Genomic DNA, 17,342 nt, shown 5'->3' with positions numbered 1-17,342 from the left:
GGTCGTCTAGACTACCGGCGTGAAAAAACGCCCACAGGGCGTGAAGTACCTGCGGCCTGGGGTCAGGGCGAAGGGTGGAGAATCTGTTGCGTGGTCCGCCACGCGGCGTCGAAGGGCTGGGTATCGCGCACGATCTTCACCATCAGGCTCGCCCCCAACCACAGCGCGTAGAGGCTCTGCGCCACTGCGTCGGGTTTGCCGGTGAAGGCAAACGAACCCTCGGCGGTGCCCGCTTCCAGTACATGCGCCAGCCGCTCGATGATGCCGGCGGTGCCCCGCTGCAGCGTTGTGCGCATGCTGTGGGACAGGTCTGCCACTTCGGCGCCGAGTTTCACCGCCAGGCACTTGCCCTGGCAGTCCTCGAACGACTGGTTGTCCTTCCAGGCGGCGAAATACGCCTCCAACTGCTGCGCGCGGTTCTTCCCGGGCTGGGCAAAGGTGCGGTCCATGTCGGCCAGATAGGCCGCGAAGTAGTCGTCAAGAAGCGCGTCGCCGAAGGCTTCCTTCGACGCAAAGTAATGGTAGAACGAGCCTTTCGGTACGCCTGCGGCACTCAGCACTTCATTCAAGCCCACCGCCGAGAACCCCTTGCCGCCCATGATGCGCTGGCCGGTGGACAGGATCCTGTCGCGGACGTCGGTGCTTTCAGTGGCTGCGGTCGGGCTCATGGACCGCACTGTACTCTCGATTAGACCGGTCGTCTAGTGTCGCGACACGGTCGGCCGGCGCCCAAGCTAGCTGGCCTTCCGGCTGCAGCCCAACGCACGCTCCACGTGGGCCAGCAGGTCGTCTATCTCGAACGGCTTGGCGATGAAGGGCACCGCCTTGTGAGCAGCGGGCACTGCCTGCAGGTACACGGCGGACGCAAACAGATACGGTGTGCCCAGACGCGCAAGGCGATCAGCGACCGGGAACACGGCGCCGTCGCGCAACTCAACGTCCAGGATCGCCGCGTCGAACGGCTGATCGGCAATGGCGAACAGTGCATCGGTCACCGAGTAGGCCGGAACGACCGTGTAGCCCGCGCCACTGAGTACTTCAATGAAGAGTCTCGAGAGCTCGATTTCATCCTCGACCACCAGGATGACCTTGTTTGTACGTGATGACGCCAGGGTGCTCATGAAGTGCGCAGGAACGGTAGATAAGCCTAAGGTCTACCTTCAGGTGTCAACGCGGCGGAAAGTCCTCTAGTCGCGGTCTTCATCACAGCGGTCGACCCCACTGCGGGCAATGCGGGCCGAACCGCAGTAGAAGTACGGTTTTTGGCGCGCGGGGCCATTGCTACGCTCCAGCTTTCCGCGTTGGAGATCCCGCCGTGAATCACGACGTTACGCGCAAGTCCCACTTCGCCCTCCCGTTGGTCGCCCTCGCCTTAGCGGTGGCCTTATCCGCCTGCCGACGCGAGCCGGACGCGCCGGCCGCAGACGCAGCCAGTGCGCCACCGACGCCTGCTTCATCAACGGCGCCACCCGCACCGGCGCCCGCCGAACCCAACCGCGCGCCAGAACCCGGAAGCGTGCCGGTGACCGCCGACAACTTCGTGCGCGCCGAATCCGATCGCTATCTCGGCGCGCTGGTGAAGGAGCAGGGACTGGGCAAGCTGTTCCATCATCGCGAACCGGCATCGATCGACAGCCAGACCGTGGTCCGTTTGAATCGCGACACGCTGTACTCCAGCGCGGTTTTCGACCTCGATGCCGGCCCGGTCACGATCACGCTCCCCGATGCGGGTGATCGCTTCATGTCCATGCAGGTCATCGACGAAGACCAGTACACCACCCAGGTCAACTACACGCCCGGCGACTACACGCTCAGCCGTGGCAAGGACGGCACCCGCTACGTGGTGGTCGCCCTTCGAACGCTGGTGGATCCATCCAGCCCGGATGACGTCGCAAAGGTGCACGCGCTGCAGGATGCGATCAAGGTCCAGCAGGCCGCGCCGGGCAGCTTCGAGGTACCGAAGTGGGACACGGTGAGCCAGGACAAGGTGCGCGCCGCGCTGCTGACGCTGGCATCCACGCTGCCGGACACCCGGCACATGTTCGGCACCCGCGACACGGTCGACCCGGTGCGCCGCGTGATCGGTGCCGCCTCGGCCTGGGGCGGCAACCCTGACAAGGACGCGATGTACCTCAACGTGGTGCCGGCCCGGAACGATGGCAGCACCGTGTACCGGCTGCACGTGGCCGATGTGCCCGTGGACGGGTTCTGGTCGGTGAGCCTGTACAACGCCGACGGGTACTACGAAAAAAACCCGCAGAACGCCTACACGCTCAACAACCTCACCGCGAAGAAGAGCGCCGACGGCTCGATCGACATCCAGTTCGGTGGCTGCGATGGCCAGGTGCCCAACTGCCTGCCCACCATGGCCGGCTGGAACTACATGGTGCGGCTGTACCGGCCCCGTGCGGAGATCCTGGAAGGGCGCTGGACCTTCCCTGACGCCGTGCCGGTGCAATAGCGCAGCCGGCCGCGGCCCCTCCGTACAGGTGCCGTGTACGCGGCACCTGCGATGCTGTACGCATGAATCCGTCGACCCGTTCCGATCATGAAGCCAGCGTGGCAGCAGACAACCCGCCGCGCTCGCGAGCGTTCGCACTACGCCGCTGGCTGGGCTGGCTGGTGTTTCCGCTGCTGCTGGGCCTGGTGCTGCTGACCCTGTGGAATGGCGAGTGGCTCAAGGCGCCACGCGCGATGTGGGAACTGTCGCGCATGCCCGCGCCGACGACGTTGCCGGTTCCGGTGGACGGGGTTGCGGCCCGGCGCATCGCCGATACGTTCGGCGCGCCGCGCGGACGCGACCGCACCCATGCCGGCGTGGACATCTTCGCCAAGCGCGGCACGCCGGTACGGAGCGCGGCGCCGGGCGTGGTTGTCGCGGTGCGCGACAGCGGGCTGGGCGGGCGCCAGGTATGGGTCATTGGACCGGCGCGCGAGCGCTACTACTACGCGCATCTCGAGGACTGGCGCAAGGGGCTGGCCGAGGGCGAAGTGGTCAGCGAAGGCACCGTGCTGGGCTACGTCGGTGACAGTGGCAATGCGGCCGGTACGCCGCCGCACCTGCACTGGGGGATCTACGGTGTCGATGGGGCCTACGATCCGCTGCCGCTGCTGAAGGCGCACCGCACCACCAACGGTCGTGCGCTACCCCGGTAGGTAACGACCGTTGGTCGTTACGCCTTCGACCGCCGGCCGGACACGTGCGCATGCCCGCGCACATGCCAGCGCCATGGGAACTCCACTGCGCGGCTGATGCCGATGCGGGGACCCGCTGCCGGATCCTCCGGTGGCGCCATCCCGTCCGACACGATCCGGATGCCGCGGTCATTGCTGACGAGGTCCGCGCCATCCAGTGCCTTGTCGATGCCCATCGCCTGCGACAGCCGTCCAGGCCCGCTGGCCAGTTCGCGATCGCGGCGAATGGCTGGCCGCGCCTCACGGATCAGTTCCAATCCCTGCACGGGTTCCAGTGCCCGCAGCAGCACGCCCCAGCCCTGGCCGACCTCGCCGCAGACCGCGTTGCTGCCCCAGTGCATGCCGTAGGTGAAATAGACATAGAGATGGCCGCACTCGCCAAACATGGTGGCCGTACGCGGGGTCATCCCCCGGAACGAATGCGCGGCCGGGTCCTGGTCGCCTGCATAGGCCTCGACTTCCACGATGCGACCGGCCCGGCCATCGTCGCGCACCAGCAGCTTGTTCAGCAGCTCGGGCGCGACCTCGGTCGGATGCCGCCGGTAGAAGCTGCGCGGGAGCGTACGCCAGCGCGACGGAGGCAGGGTCATCAGCGTAGCGCCGGATGCTGCGCGGCCAGGATCCGCGCCAGCTTGTTCGGATTGCGCTGCACCAGGATCTGGGTGATGCGCTCGCCATCGGTATCGAACGACATCGCCGAATCCAGTTGCTCGCCAAAGTAGCGCAGCACCCCCAAGCGGCCATTGATGAACGCGGGCACCATGCGCAGCTCGGCGCGGCGCCGCAGGGTGGGCGCGAACAGGAGCTGGGCGATGCGCGCACCGCCAAGCATCGGCCTGGGGAAGCTGCTGACGAAGCCGCCACCATCGCCGATCAGCTGCGCCGACGTGTCCATCAGCGCGATCATCGACTTCAGGTCGCCCTTGTCCAGCGCCTCGGTAAACGCCTGCAGCAGTTGCTGGTGGGTGTGGTGCGGCACCGCGTGCATGGGGCGCTCCTCGCGCAGGCGGGCGCGTGCGCGGTGCACGATCTGCCGGCAGGCTGCTTCGCTCTTGTCGAGGATGCGGGCGATTTCGGGATAGTCACGGTCGAACACATCGTGCAGCAGGAAGGCGGCGCGTGCTTCCGGCGCCAGCCGTTCCAGTACCGCCAGGAAGGCAACGGAGAGATCGCTGGCCGCTTCGTGCAGGCGCTCCGGCGTGCTGGCATCGTCCGTCAGTACCGGCTCGGGCAGCCAGATGCCCACATAGTGCTCGCGGCTGCGGCGCGCCATGCGCAGCTCGTCGATGGCGATGCGGGTGGTGGTGGCGACCAGCCAGGCTTCGGCGTTCTCGATGGCGTCGCGGTCGGTGCCGTTCCAGCGCAGCCACACCTCCTGCGCGACATCTTCGGCTTCGGCCATGGAGCCCAGCATGCGATAGGCCACGCCAAGCACGCGCGGGCGCAGCTGGGTGAAGCGGTCGAGGGAAGTATCCATGGCGGCATTCAACACGAGCGCGCGCCGCAGGGACAGTGCCGTAAGCAGGATACTGTTGACGCACGGTGTTGAGCGCTGGGCACCAATCCAACGGACGCGGGGCTGTCACAGCGCATCGCGCTGGTCCGTCTGCCTTGCATGATCACCTCATCCACCGCCGACGCCGCAGGCCTGCCACGCCCCGCCGACCAGGTCTGGACCACGTTCCTGTGTGCGCTGGAGGCGCTGCCTGCCGACGCCCGCCTGCTGCTGTTGCTGCATGACGTGGCCGGTGCGTCGATCGAGGAGCTCATGCCGTTGCTGGGGTTGCCTGCTGCTGAATGCAGGCAACGGCTGGAAGCGGCCCACGCCTGCCTGCGCGCACATGCGCGCCATCTTGGAGCGCCGCCCGCATGTCCCTGACTGATCCGGCCACCGTAGACGACGGTGTCGACCCGCTCACCACCGGCTTTTCGGCCAGCTACGCCGGGGTGATGGCGTTCATTGCCGTGGCCCACGAGGGCAGCTTCTCGCGCGCGGCCGACCGTCTCGGCATCGGACGCTCGGCGGTCAGCCGCAGCGTGCAGAAACTGGAGGGGCAGCTGGGCGTGCGCCTTTTCCTGCGCACCACCCGGTCGACCTCGCTCACCCGCGAAGGCGAGCTGTTCCACGACGGCTGCCGCCCCGGTGTCGACCGCATCCTGCAGGCGCTGGAGGAAATGCGCGACCTGCGTGACGGGCCGCCACGGGGGCACCTGCGGGTGAGTGCCACGCACGGGTTCGGGCGCAAGGTGATCGCGCCGCTGCTGTCGGCATTCCGGGCCCACTTCCCCGATGTCACCCTCGAACTGCAGCTGGAAGAGCGCCCGCTGGACCTGGCCGCCGACCGGATCGATGTGGCGTTCCGCGACGGCGTGCTGGAAGACAGCGAGGTCATCGCAAAGCACCTGATCCCGATGCAGATGCTGGTCTGCGCCGCACCGGACTATGTGGTGCGGCACGGCCTGCCGGCCACCGTTGGCGAACTGGCCGCGCATGCCTGCATCAGCCAGCGACAGGCCAACGGGCGGCTGCAGCCTTGGGAGTTTCGTGTGGAAGGCCGGCCACTGAGCGTGGAACCGGCGTCGGCGCTGGTGTTCAACGACGCCGACCTGGCGCTGCAGGCGGTCCTGCAGGGACAGGGCCTGGCGCAGCTGCCGAACTACCAGGTGCGCGCTGCGCTGGATGCCGGGTTGGCGGTCAGCTGCCTGGACCAGTACGCCGCCGACGACCGCGGGCACTACCTGTGCTATCTCAGCCGACGCCAGCTGCCCAAGCGCATCCGCGCGTTCATCGATTTCATCACCAGCGAGGTGCGTGCACTCGACCTGGACGTGGTGACCCATTGGGAAAGCGTGCAGCAGGCCAGTGCACCGGCGCGCGACGTCGATGCCGGCGCGTGGCAATGAACGCCATTGGTGCCTGACAGGCAACAGTGCGCGTCCGCGCGCGGACCTACTGCCGCCGCAGCGGCCTGCCTAGCATCGTCACATGCCCCGGCCACCGGGGTTCCACCTTCCCCTCCTGGAGCAAGTACATGAAGATCCTGGTCATCGGCGGCACCGGCCGCATTGGCAGCAAGGTCGTCGACCGCCTGCGCGCGGCAGGCCATGACATCGTCATCGCCGCACCGTCCACCGGCATCGACATCATCAGCGGCGACGGCCTGGAGGCGGCCATGGCCGGCACCGACGTGGTCATCGACCTGGCCAACTCGCCATCGTTCGAAGACGCAGAGGTGCTGGCCTTCTTCCAGACCGCGGGGCGCAACATCCTGGCCGCCGAAGCCAAGGCCGGCGTACGCCATCACGTGGCCCTCTCCGTGGTGGGCACCGACAAGCTGGCGGCCAGTGGCTACTTCCGCGGCAAGATCGCGCAGGAAAGGTTGATCCGCGAGGCGGGCATCGCCTACACCATCATCCATTCCACCCAGTTCTTCGAATTCCTGCCGGGCATCCTGCAGTCCGCCGGTGAAGCGCTGCGCCTGCCCACCGCGCTGGTGCAGCCGATTTCGGCGGACGACGTGGCCGACGCAGTGGCGCGCATCGCGCTGCAGCCTGCCGTCAACGGGGTGGTGGAGATCGCCGGCCCCGAGCGCGCACCGATGGACGAACTGGCACAGCGCTTCCTCGACCGTACCCACGATCCCCGCCAGGTGGTGGGCGACGCACAGGCACCGTACTTCGGTGCGCAACTGCAGGACGACACGCTGGTGCCGGTCGGCCAGGCGTGGCTGGGCCGGCAGGGCTTCGATGCCTGGCTGCAGCAGTCCGGGTGGGTACGCAGCAACTGATTGCCCGTCCGCCCGCACCTCGTGGAAACGCCATGTCCGACCTGAAGCCGCCGTCGCCCACCGTTCTCGACAAATACCGTGGCGACGAGGTGCGCCCGCTCTACACCGGGCGGGTGCGGGTGAGCGGCGGCGAGACGGGACACGGACGCGCTTCGGGCGTGGTCGTCTCCGACGATGGCGCCTTGGCACTCGACCTGCGCCTGCCTCCCTCGCTGGGCGGTCCAGGGGGCGGCAGCAACCCCGAGCAGCTGTTGGCTGCCGGCTATGCGGCCTGCTTCCACGGCGCGATGAACCTGCTGGCCAGCCGTGCCGGGCTGGTGCTGGTAGACCCCTGCATCGAGGTGTCGGTGACCTTCTCGCGCGACCCGATCGACGGCCTGTACCTGCTGTCGGCCGAGGTGGAAGCCTACCTGCCCGGCCTGGAGGCCGGCGTGGCTGCCGAGCTGGTGCGCAACACCGAACGTGTCTGCCCCTACGCAAAGATGTTCCGCAACGGCATCACCCACGTGGTGAGCGTGGTGCCCACCGCCGCCCCCTGAGCGGCGCTTCCCCCTGCTGGAGAACACCCTCATGCACGCCGGCCGCTCCTATACCTTCACCGAGTTCCTGCTGTGGACCCGCCGCCCGCTGTACCTGCTGATCCTGCTGGATGTGGCGCTGGTGGCGCTGTACCAGCTCGGCGGGCTGCACTGGCTGGCGGTGCCATGGAACGTGATCTTCATGCTGGGTACCAGCGTGGCGCTGATCGCAGGCTTCAAGAACACCCAGACCTACAACCGGTTGTGGGAAGCGCAGCAGGTGTGGGCCTCCATCACCGCCGCCAGCCGCCTGTGGGGCACGATGAGCCGCGACTACGTGGCCCATCCCGAACACACCCGGCGGCTGGTGTACCGCCACCTGGCGTGGCTGACCGCGCTACGCTACCAGATGCGCGAAACCAAACCCTGGGAGACCGTGCAGCTGGCGCCCAACGTCGAGTACCGCAAGCGCTATGACGTGCCGGAAAAGGTGCGCACGCTGGATGCCGAGCTGATCAAGTACGTCACTCCCGAAGAGCGCTCGCGCATCCTGGGCGCTGGCGGCAAGGCCACCGAAGTACTTTCCCTGCAGGGCGCATCGCTGCGTCAGCTGCTGGATGCAGGTGACATACCGCAGGCCAGCTTCGCCGAACTGCAGCGCGTGCTGCGCGACCTGCACGACCAGCAGGCGCGCAGCGAACGGATCAAGAACTACCCCTACCCGCGCCAGTACGCGGTGATCAACGTGATCTTTGTCCGCATCCTGTGCCTGCTGCTGCCACTGGGCATGATCGACCTGCTGGCACCCATGAACGACACCGTGGGCGGGGCGATGGCCGGGCAGATGGTGTGGCTGGCGATTCCGTTGAGCGTGCTGGTGTCGTGGATGTACGCCGCGCTGGACCAGGTCGGCGAAAGCAGCGCCAATCCCTTCGAAGGTGGCGCCAACGACATTCCGATTTCGCAGCTGTGCACCTCCATCGAGCTGGACCTGCGCCGGCTGCTGGATGAGCGCGACATTCCGGTGCCGCAGGTGCCGGCCAGCCCCATCGTGATGTGATCGCGCCGGCGTTGCGCACTACGTTGGCCTCTGCCGCGGGTGCACCTCCCCAATCCAATGCCCGCACCGCCGACCGTCATCGTGCGGTCTTCAACGCCCGCTACAACGTAGGCACTGCGCGGACAGCGCAGGATGCAGGTGGATCCAGCCCTAAAGTCCAAGCGAATGCGGCCGATACCGATGCGTCCTTCTGTCTGGAGTGCGTCATGTCGGCCATCCCCCGCCGTGTGCTGTCGTCCCTCGCCCGCAGGGCTGAACCCCTGCGCCGGCTCAGCGTGGCGCGCAAGCTGAAAATCAGCCTGGTGGCCTGTGCAGCGGGCCTGCTGCTGGTGGCCGCCGTCTACGCCTGGACAAGGTACAACAGCGAACGCGCCGCCGACACCTTCGCCTCCCATCAGCAGGCGACCAGCCTGATGGCGGCACTGGGCACCCAGGTGGCCGATGCCCGCCGCCTGCAGACCCGCTACGCAGCGAGCTTCGACGATGCCGACCGGGAGGCGCTGCAGCAGGCACGCCAACGCCTGCAGGTGTCGCTGGAGGCACTGCAGCGCACCGCCGCCGCCAACGGCAATGCGGCTTCACTCAGGGCACTGGCCACCCGCATCGGCGAGTTTGCCGAGGGGATCAACGCGCTGAATGCACGCGTGGATGAAATGGGAAGGGGCGAGGCCGGGCTGCGCGCGCAGCTGGAGGCCGCCGCTGCTGCGATGGAGGCCGAGCTGGCCCCCCTGCAACAACCCGCACTGGACGCCCAGTGGCAGGCCATCCGCCGGCAGGAAGCGCTGCTGCTGCTCAGCGGCGATTCCACCCATGCCGACCGCGCCAGCGAAGCCAAGCTGCCGTTCGAACTGGCGCTGGCAGCGCCGGGCGTGCCGGCGGCCGCCCAGGACGCGCTTCGCACCGCGATGGACAGCTACCAGGGTGCACTGCTTGGCTACACCGCCGCGCGAGTGGGGTTGGATGTGGAAGCGCAGTCGCTGGCCGATACCGCTGCACAGATCGCGCCGTCGCTTGAGCAGGTGCAGCGTGCACAGGCAACGGCGCTGGAGGCCGCGCGTGGGCGCCTGCAGGCACAGGCGAGGGCGATGACGGTGGTGTTCGCGGTCACGCTGCTGCTGGTGGCTGGGTTGCTGATCGCCACGTTGCTGCTGACCCTGCAGGCGGTGCAGCGCCCGATCGCCAACACGTTGCGCTTCGCCGAGGACATCGCCGAGGACCGGCTGGATACGGTGCTGGTCGTGCATAACCCGCACGATGAGTTCGGCCAGCTGGCGCAACGCCTGCGACATATGCAGGAACGGCTGCGCGGCCGGATCGTGGCCGAGCGGGCCGCCGCGCGCGACAACACCCGTGCGCGCCAGGCCCTGGACAGTGCCCAGACCGGCTTGATGGTGCTGGAGCCTGACGGCCGCATCGGCTTCCTCAACCATGCGCTGTGCACTGCGCTGGGCTGCACGCCCAGCCAGTGGCAGGGCCAACCGGCGCAGGTGCTGCATCCGGTGTTTGCGGGCGTCGCCGCGCAGCTGCAGCGCGGCCATGCCAGTGCACACGAGATCGAGCAGGGCGGAATCCGCTATCAGCTGGTACTCAACCCCATCCTCGACCACGACCAGTTGCTGGGAGCCGCAGTGGAATGGCGCAGCCGCGCGCTGGAAACCACGGTCGAAACCGAAGTGGCCGCGCTGGTGGACGCCGCCGCGCAGGGTCAGCTGCAGGCGCGTATCGCGGTGAACGACAAGCAGGGTTTCGTGCTGACCTTGGCGGTGAGCATCAACCGCCTGCTGGATACCTTCCAGGGCAACCTGGCCGGGCTGCAGGCGCTGCTGTCCGGGCTGGCGCACGGTGACCTGGGCGTTCGCATGCAGGGTGACTACCAGGGCGTGTTCGCGCAGATGCGCGACGATGCCAACGCCAGCGTGGCACAGCTGGCCGACATCGTGGCGCGCATCCAGCACGCCACCGCGGCGATCAACGGCGCGGCTGGTGAAATCGTGGCCGGCAACCGTGACCTCGCCGAACGCACGGAACGGCAGGCGGCGCATCTTGAAGAAACCGCGTCCTCCATGGAGGAACTCACTGCAACCGTGCGCGAGAACGCGGATTCGGCGCAGCAGGCCAACCAGCTGGCGATGGACGCCGCTGCCATTGCGGGGCAGGGCGGCAACGCGGTGGCACAGGTCGTGTCCACGATGCACGACATCGCCGCCTCCTCACGACACATCGGCGACATCACCGGGGTGATCGACGGCATCGCCTTCCAGACCAACATCCTCGCCCTCAACGCTGCGGTGGAAGCCGCACGGGCCGGCGAGCAGGGCCGGAGTTTCGCGGTGGTAGCGGGCGAAGTGCGCCTGCTGGCCCAGCGCAGCGCCGATGCCGCCCGCCAGATCAAGCAGCTGATCGAAGCCTCGGTGGAGACGGTCAACGCCGGTACCCGCCTGGTAGGCGAGGCTGGTGCCACCATGCGCCGCATCGTCGGCAGCGTGGAGCAGGTCACCGCGATCAGCGCCAGCATCGCGGCGGCCTCGCAGCAGCAGAGCGTGGGCATCGAGCAGGTAGGCAAGACGTTGTTGCAGATGGACGGCAGCACGCAGCAGAACGCGGCGATGGTGGAGGAAGCCTCGGCGTCCGCCCAGGCGATGCAGCGGCAGGCGGCTCTGTTGTCCGAAGCGGTGGCGGCGTTCGTGGTGGCACGGCCTGCGGTAGTGCGCGGGCTTCGTCCTGCGGTAGCGTGATGGGTTCGTGATTGCGGCGTCTACGTGGGCCGCCCAATGGGCGGCGCCACCGGCGGTATGCTTCCCACCATGAGCACACGTCGAAAAACATCGTCTCCCGCCCAGACCCGCAACGCATTTGTCCGCGTGCGCGGGGCGCGCGAGCACAACCTGAAGAACGTCGACGTGGACATCCCGCGCGATGCGCTGGTGGTGTTCTCGGGAATTTCCGGATCCGGCAAGTCCTCGCTCGCCTTCGGCACACTGTATGCCGAAGCGCAGCGTCGCTACCTGGAGTCGTTGTCACCCTATGCGCGCCGCCTGATCGACCAGGTGGGCGTGCCTGATGTGGATGCCATCGAAGGCCTGCCGCCGGCGGTGGCGCTGCAGCAGCAGCGCGGCACCGCGAGCGTACGCTCCAGCGTGGGCAGCGTGACCACGCTGTCCAGCCTGCTGCGCATGTTGTATTCGCGCGCTGGTACGTATCCGGCCAGACAGCCGATGCTGTATGCCGAGGACTTTTCGCCGAACACACCGCAGGGCGCTTGCCCGAACTGCCACGGCCTGGGCCACGTGTATGAAGTGACCGAACAGTCCATGGTTCCCGACCCCTCGCTGACCATCCGCGAGCGCGCCATCGCCGCATGGCCGCCGGCGTGGCACGGGCAGAACCAGCGCGACATCCTGGTGACGCTGGGCTACGACGTTGACATTCCCTGGCGCGACCTGCCGAAGAAGCAGCGCGACTGGATCCTGTTCACTGACGAGCAGCCGGTGGCGCCGGTGTATGCCGGGTTCACCCCGGCAGAAACCCGCGCCGCGCTGCGCCGCAAGGAAGAGCCCAGCTATATGGGCACCTTCAGTGGCGCGCGCCGCTATGTGCTGCACACCTTCGCCACCACCCAGAGCGCCATGATGAAGAAGCGCGTGGCGCGCTACATGGTGGGTACGGTCTGTCCGGTCTGCGACGGCAAGCGGCTCAAGCGTGCTGCCTTGTCGGTGACCTTCGCCGGCATGGACATCGGCGCGCTGTCCCAGCTGTCGCTGGCGGCGATGGCCGAGGCGCTGCGGCCGGCGGCGGAAGGCCGCTTCAGCGCGCCGGCAAAGGGGGCAACGCGCAGCCGCGCAGCCGGGCGCAAGGCTGAACAGCTGCGCCACACCCCCGACCTGTCCGAGGAGAAGCGCATCGCTGCCCAGCGCATCGCGCACGATCTGGTGGAGCGCATCGGTACGCTCGAATCGCTGGGATTGGGCTACCTGTCGATGGACCGCGCTACCCCGACGCTGTCACCGGGTGAGCTGCAGCGGCTGCGCCTGGCCACCCAGATCCGCTCCAGCCTGTTCGGCGTGGTGTACGTGCTGGATGAGCCCACCGCCGGTCTGCATCCGGCAGATGGCGAGGCCCTGTATGGCGCGCTCGACCAGCTCAAGGCAGGCGGCAACACGTTGTTCGTGGTGGAGCACGACTTGGAGATGCTGCGCCGTGCCGATTGGCTGGTGGATGTCGGTCCCGGTGCAGGCCAGCACGGTGGGCAGGTGCTGTACAGCGGTGAGCCCGAGGGGCTGCGTGGCGTCGCCGCCTCGGCCACGGCACCGTACCTGTTCGGCAAGCACGACCGTGCCACCCGCAGCCCGCGCACGCCTGCCGGTTGGCTGGAGCTGCGCGGCATCCATCGCAACAACCTGCACGGGCTGGATGCACGCTTCCCGCTGGGCACGTTCTGCGCAGTTACCGGTGTCTCCGGCTCGGGCAAGTCCAGCCTGGTCAGCCAGGCGCTGGTGGAGCTGGTGGGTGAGCACCTGGGCCATGAACCGGTTGTGCCCGATGCGGACGATGATCTACCACAACCCAGCCGGATCGAGCGTACCCGCGGCCGACTGCATGCCGGTCACACGGCGATCAAGCGCCTGGTGAACGTGGACCAGAAGCCGATCGGGCGCACGCCACGTTCCAACCTGGCCACCTACACCGGCCTGTTCGACCACGTCCGCAAGCTGTTCGCCGGCACCCGCATGGCCAAGGCGCGGCGCTACAGCGCCAGCCGTTTTTCCTTCAACGTGGCGCAGGGCCGCTGCGACACCTGCGAAGGCGAAGGCTTCGTGCACGTGGAGCTGCTGTTCATGCCCAGCGTGTACGCGCCATGCCCGACCTGCCACGGCCAGCGCTACAACGCCAAGACGCTGGAGGTGGAGTGGAACGGCCGCAGCATCGCGCAGGTGCTGGCGATGACGGTGGAAGAGGCGCTGGCGTTCTTTGCCGGTGAATCGGTCGTGCAGCGTCCGTTGCAGCTGCTGCGCGACATCGGGCTGGGCTATCTGCGGTTGGGCCAGCCCGCCACGGAACTGTCCGGTGGCGAAGCGCAGCGGATCAAGCTGGCCACCGAACTGCAGCGCAGCCAGCACGGCAGCAGCCTGTACGTGCTCGACGAGCCCACCACCGGCCTGCATCCGGCCGACGTGGACAAGCTGATGGCGCAGCTGCACGGGCTGGTGGATGCGGGCAACACAGTGGTGGTGGTCGAGCACGACCTGCGCGTGGTGGCCGATGCCGACTGGGTGATCGACGTGGGTCCCGGCGCGGGCGAGCAGGGTGGGCAGATCGTGGCGGCGGGAACACCCGAGCAGGTGAGCCGATCGAAAGCAGGCAGGACGGCGGGCTACCTGCGGCGGTTCTTCGCCTGACTGCCCACCCACCGTTCGACCTCCCCCTCTGCGAACGGCCCCAGCTTCTGCTTGACGATCTTCCCGTCCGCACCCACCAGCACCGTGTAGGGCAGCAGACCCTGGGCGTTGCCCAAGCGCACGCTGGCGTCATCCGGCGCAGGCTGCTCGATCACGATCGGGTAGGTCACCGGCACGCGGTCAAGAAAATCGCGTACGCCGTCCGGCGTATCGATGGCCAGGCCCACCACCTGCACGCCATCGGCCGGCTGTGCAGCGGCAAACGCGGCCAGCATGGGCATCTCTTCCACGCACGGACCGCACCAGCTGGCCCACACGTTGATCAACAGGGGGCGGCCACCGAAGCGGGCGAAGTCCACGGGCGTGCCATCCACGTCCGGCAGGGTGATGGCCGGCATCGCATCGCCGGGTTGGGCCGGCGCGGCGGCCGGGCGCTCCACTGCGGGAAACCGCGTTTCCTGTGGCGTGCGTGCCACGTAGTACACGCCGGTGCCCAACCCCAGCGCCGCAGCCAGCGCCGCCACCACCATCAACGAGGTGCGGGGCGGCGTCGTGCTCATCGCGCGGTGCGCAGCAGCGCTTCTTCCACCAGTGCCTGGGTCAGCACGGTGGGCAGCACGGTCGGCGGTGCGCCGGGGCCGTAGACCACGTACAGCGGCACGCCGACCGCCTTGTGTTCTTCCAGGAACGCGGTGATCTCCGGATCCACGTTGGTGTAGTCACCGCGCATGTACACCGCGTTGGTACGGCGCAGGGTTTCCTCGAAACCCTGGGTGCCCAGCACCGCGCGTTCGTTGGCCTTGCAGGTCACGCACCAGTCGGCGGTCATGTTGACGAACACCACGCGGTTGTCCTGGCGCAGCCGGTCGAGCATCTGCGGCGAATAGGCCACCACGTTGTCGGCGGCGGCCAGTGCGGCTTTGGCCGGTGCAGCGATGCGTGTCACGCCCCATACCGGCACGAGTGCGCCCAGCAGCAGCACCAGCGCCAATGCGGCACCGACGCGCTGGCTGCGCCAGCGGCTGCGCTCGAACCACCACAGCGCCAGGCCCAGCACCACCAGCCCGGCCAGCACCAAGGCCATCGCATCCACGCCACGCTGCTTGCCCAGCACCCACAGCAGCCACAGCGCGGTGGCATACATCGGGAAGGCCAGCACCTGCTTCAGGGTTTCCATCCACGCGCCCGGGCGCGGCAGGCGCTTGGCCAGCGAAGGCACGAAGCCGATCAGCAGGAACGGCAGCGCCAGGCCCAGGCCCAGCATCAGGAACACCAGCATCGCCGGCACCGCCGGTGCGGTGAAGGCATAGGCCAGCGGCGCCCCCATGAACGGCGCTACGCACGGGCTGGCCACCACGCAGGCGAGCACGCCGGTGAAGAAGTCGCCCATCGGTCCGCTGCGCGAGGCCAGCGACTGGCCCACGCCGCCCAGGCTGCCGCCCAGGGTGAACACCCCGGACAGGCTCAAGCCCACGGTGAACATCAGGTACACCAGTGCGGCAATGAACCACGGGTGCTGCAGCTGGAAGCCCCAGCCCGCCGCCTGCCCGGCGGCACGCAGCGCCAGCACCAGTGCGCCAATCGCGGCGAACGCCACCAGCACGCCTGCCGTGTACCAGAGCGCGTGGCTGCGCGCGCGCTGGCGGCTTTCGCCGCTCTGCGCCACGCCCAGCACCTTCAGCGACAGGATCGGCAGCACGCACGGCATGAGGTTGAGGATCAGGCCGCCGGCCAGGGCCAGCAGCAACGCGGTGATCAGGGTGATCGGCGTGGCACTGCCGCTGCTGCCCGGCGGACGCGTGCGCTGGTCGTTGTCGGCGCTGGCGTCGGGCGTGCCGTCGGCGGGCAGCGCCAGCGCCGGTTCGTTCGGGCGGATCAGCATCGGCTGGGTCGCAATGCCGTTGGCCTCGCGTTCCTGCGCACGCTTATCGCGCGTCACCAGCGGGGCGATCACTTCGCTGCGGCGCGCTTCTTCACCCGCACTGGCGTTGACCTTGCCGGCCGGCAGCGCCAGCTTCACCCGCCGGGTCATCGGCGGGTAGCAGATGCCATCGGTCTGGCAGCCCTGGAAGGTGATCACCAGCGTGGCATCGGCGGCCTCGGCCACGCTGCGGCGCAGCGGCAGCTTCACATCGACCTGGTCGAAATACACCGACACATCGCCGAAGTGCTCGTCGCGGTGCGACTTGGCGGCCGGCCACAGCGGCTTGTCCGCGCGGATGCCCGGAGCGCCTTCCAGCTTCAGCGAAGTGCGGTCGCGGTAGAGGTAGTAGCCCGGCGCCGGACTGAAACGCAGCAGCACGGTATTGCCATCGCCGACGATGGCTTCGAAGCCGAAGGCGCGTTCGGACGGAAGCGGCAGTGACGGGGTGCTGGCCGCGCCGGGCAGGCGCAGGCCAGCGGCGGCATTGCCGGCCAGCGGGTTGTTGAACGGCGACGCGGCCGGGCCGCCCAAGGCCGGGGTCATGGCGCTGTCGGCGCGGGCGCCGCCACCCGGCAGCGTGACCTGCACGCTGCGCTTCTGCGGCGGGTAGCACACGCCGGCATCGGCGCAGCCCTGGTAACGCACTTCCAGCGTCACCGTTTCAGCACCGTCGGCAGCCTTGCCGGGCAGGACGGCGGTCAGCCGCTCACGGTAGGTTTCCACTTCGCCGAAGAAGTCATCGTGGTGCTTTTTGCCGGCCGGCATCTGCAGCGCCTCGGCACTGAAGCCGGCGTCGCTCTTGACCGTGGTGCGGTGGCGGTAGAGGTAGTAGCCCGGCGCGATCTTCCAGCTCACCTCGATACGGTCGCGGTCGCGCGCCTGCGCGCTCAGCCCGAAGGCTTCATCCACCGGCAGCAGGTCTTTCTCGCTGACGGCCAGTGCCGGCAGGGACACCACGAACAGCGCGCACAGCGCGGCAACACGACGAAACAGCGTCATCAATCAGTTTCCTCTCGGGTCTGGGCCCGAATCCAATCCAGGTACGCCGGCAGGCCGGCGCGGGTTTCGACCGCGATGCACTCGGGGAGTTCATACGGGTGCAGCACCTGCACGCGCGCGATGGCCGCATCCAGGCGGCTGCCGGTGGTCTTGATCAGTAGTTGGACCTCAGCGTCCTCGGTTACCTCACCGTGCCAGCGGTAGGTCGAGTGCGCCCCGTCCAGCCGGGTCACGCAGGCGGCCAGGCGTTCTTCCACCAGCGCATGCGCCAGCCGCGTGGCGGTGGCCGCATCGGGGCAGGTGGTCAGGAGGATGAATACGGGATCGGGGGTCGACATGACCGCCGAGTATAGAGATCGCGGCGTGGCGATGCCGGCCGGTTCCGCCTGGGAACCGGCCGGAGAATCGAATCCCGGTGGCACCGGCGGGTGGCCGGCGCACCGTATTGCCCTGGTGCCGGCG

At 68.3% G+C, this 17,342-nt stretch carries 16 protein-coding genes; 9 read left to right on the top strand and 7 right to left on the bottom strand.

Translation table 11 applies throughout. The annotated features are described in order from the left end of the window. Positions 1 to 62 precede the first annotated feature (62 nt). The gene (locus BAY15_RS17225; RefSeq protein ID WP_068854209.1) at positions 63 to 668 is read right to left on the bottom strand and encodes a TetR/AcrR family transcriptional regulator; all 606 of its coding nucleotides are present in this window, start codon (positions 666 to 668) and stop codon (positions 63 to 65) included. 66 nt (positions 669 to 734) lie between these two features. Beyond that, entirely contained in the window at positions 735 to 1,121 is a 387-nt protein-coding gene (locus tag BAY15_RS17220) for a response regulator (RefSeq protein WP_068854208.1), read from the bottom strand. A gap of 401 nt (positions 1,122 to 1,522) precedes the next feature. On the opposite strand from BAY15_RS17220, the gene BAY15_RS17215 reads away from it, so the two are divergent. Next, a complete protein-coding gene (locus BAY15_RS17215; RefSeq protein WP_237334286.1) occupies positions 1,523 to 2,461 on the top strand; it encodes a DUF1254 domain-containing protein in 939 nt (312 codons plus the stop codon). A 62-nt stretch (positions 2,462 to 2,523) separates the two neighbouring features. Continuing rightward, a complete protein-coding gene (locus tag BAY15_RS17210; RefSeq protein ID WP_068854206.1) occupies positions 2,524 to 3,156 on the top strand; it encodes a M23 family metallopeptidase in 633 nt (210 codons plus the stop codon). A 17-nt stretch (positions 3,157 to 3,173) separates the two neighbouring features. On the opposite strand, the gene BAY15_RS17205 is transcribed toward BAY15_RS17210, so the two are convergent. Further along, positions 3,174 to 3,785 (bottom strand): DNA-3-methyladenine glycosylase, encoded by a 612-nt coding sequence (locus BAY15_RS17205; RefSeq protein WP_099047418.1) that lies wholly within the window; start codon positions 3,783 to 3,785, stop codon positions 3,174 to 3,176. Continuing rightward, positions 3,785 to 4,672, bottom strand: a complete 888-nt coding sequence (locus BAY15_RS17200; RefSeq protein WP_068854205.1) for an RNA polymerase sigma-70 factor — start codon at positions 4,670 to 4,672, stop codon at positions 3,785 to 3,787. Before BAY15_RS17200 ends, BAY15_RS17205 begins: the two co-directional genes overlap by 1 nt. Positions 4,673 to 4,810: 138 nt before the next feature. Between BAY15_RS17200 and BAY15_RS17195 the strand changes: the two genes are divergently transcribed. The 7 genes from BAY15_RS17195 to BAY15_RS17165 all read left to right on the top strand — a co-directional run bounded on the left by BAY15_RS17195 (position 4,811) and on the right by BAY15_RS17165 (position 13,957). After that, on the top strand, positions 4,811 to 5,074 hold the full coding sequence (locus BAY15_RS17195; RefSeq protein WP_068854204.1) for a hypothetical protein: 264 nt from the start codon (positions 4,811 to 4,813) through the stop codon (positions 5,072 to 5,074). Next, positions 5,065 to 6,099, top strand: a complete 1,035-nt coding sequence (locus tag BAY15_RS17190) for a LysR family transcriptional regulator (protein WP_083214221.1) — start codon at positions 5,065 to 5,067, stop codon at positions 6,097 to 6,099. The genes BAY15_RS17195 and BAY15_RS17190 overlap by 10 nt, the downstream gene beginning before the upstream one ends. Before the next feature lie 128 nt (positions 6,100 to 6,227). Next, positions 6,228 to 6,983 carry an SDR family oxidoreductase gene (locus BAY15_RS17185; protein ID WP_068854203.1) on the top strand — a complete coding sequence of 252 codons (756 nt, stop codon included), beginning with the start codon at positions 6,228 to 6,230 and terminating at the stop codon, positions 6,981 to 6,983. 32 nt (positions 6,984 to 7,015) lie between these two features. Next, positions 7,016 to 7,522, top strand: a complete 507-nt coding sequence (locus tag BAY15_RS17180) for an Ohr family peroxiredoxin (protein WP_068854202.1) — start codon at positions 7,016 to 7,018, stop codon at positions 7,520 to 7,522. A 31-nt stretch (positions 7,523 to 7,553) separates the two neighbouring features. After that, complete coding sequence (locus tag BAY15_RS17175) at positions 7,554 to 8,561, top strand: bestrophin family protein (protein ID WP_068854201.1); 1,008 nt, start codon at positions 7,554 to 7,556, stop codon at positions 8,559 to 8,561. 206 nt (positions 8,562 to 8,767) lie between these two features. Next, entirely contained in the window at positions 8,768 to 11,296 is a 2,529-nt protein-coding gene (locus BAY15_RS17170; RefSeq protein ID WP_068854200.1) for a methyl-accepting chemotaxis protein, read from the top strand. 69 nt (positions 11,297 to 11,365) lie between these two features. After that, the gene (locus tag BAY15_RS17165; protein ID WP_068854827.1) at positions 11,366 to 13,957 is read left to right on the top strand and encodes an excinuclease ABC subunit UvrA; all 2,592 of its coding nucleotides are present in this window, start codon (positions 11,366 to 11,368) and stop codon (positions 13,955 to 13,957) included. Here BAY15_RS17165 and BAY15_RS17160 read toward each other — a convergent pair. The 3 genes from BAY15_RS17160 to cutA are packed head-to-tail and all read right to left on the bottom strand — an operon-like array spanning position 13,933 to position 17,218. Next, complete coding sequence (locus BAY15_RS17160; protein WP_068854199.1) at positions 13,933 to 14,517, bottom strand: TlpA family protein disulfide reductase; 585 nt, start codon at positions 14,515 to 14,517, stop codon at positions 13,933 to 13,935. The two genes, BAY15_RS17165 and BAY15_RS17160, sit on opposite strands and share 25 nt — an antisense overlap. Next, positions 14,514 to 16,880: a protein-disulfide reductase DsbD domain-containing protein gene (locus tag BAY15_RS17155; protein ID WP_208856113.1), complete on the bottom strand. Its 2,367-nt coding sequence runs from the start codon at positions 16,878 to 16,880 to the stop codon at positions 14,514 to 14,516. The genes BAY15_RS17160 and BAY15_RS17155 overlap by 4 nt, the downstream gene beginning before the upstream one ends. Next, entirely contained in the window at positions 16,880 to 17,218 is a 339-nt protein-coding gene (cutA, locus tag BAY15_RS17150; protein ID WP_068854197.1) for a divalent-cation tolerance protein CutA, read from the bottom strand. The genes BAY15_RS17155 and cutA overlap by 1 nt, the downstream gene beginning before the upstream one ends. Between the last annotated feature and the right edge of the window lie 124 nt (positions 17,219 to 17,342).

Origin of the sequence: Stenotrophomonas rhizophila, assembly GCF_001704155.1 — a bacterium.
In the GTDB taxonomy this organism is placed as follows: domain Bacteria; phylum Pseudomonadota; class Gammaproteobacteria; order Xanthomonadales; family Xanthomonadaceae; genus Stenotrophomonas; species Stenotrophomonas rhizophila_A.
The sequence above is the reverse complement of the archived record's forward strand: the minus strand, read 5'-3'. Positions and strand labels throughout refer to the sequence as shown.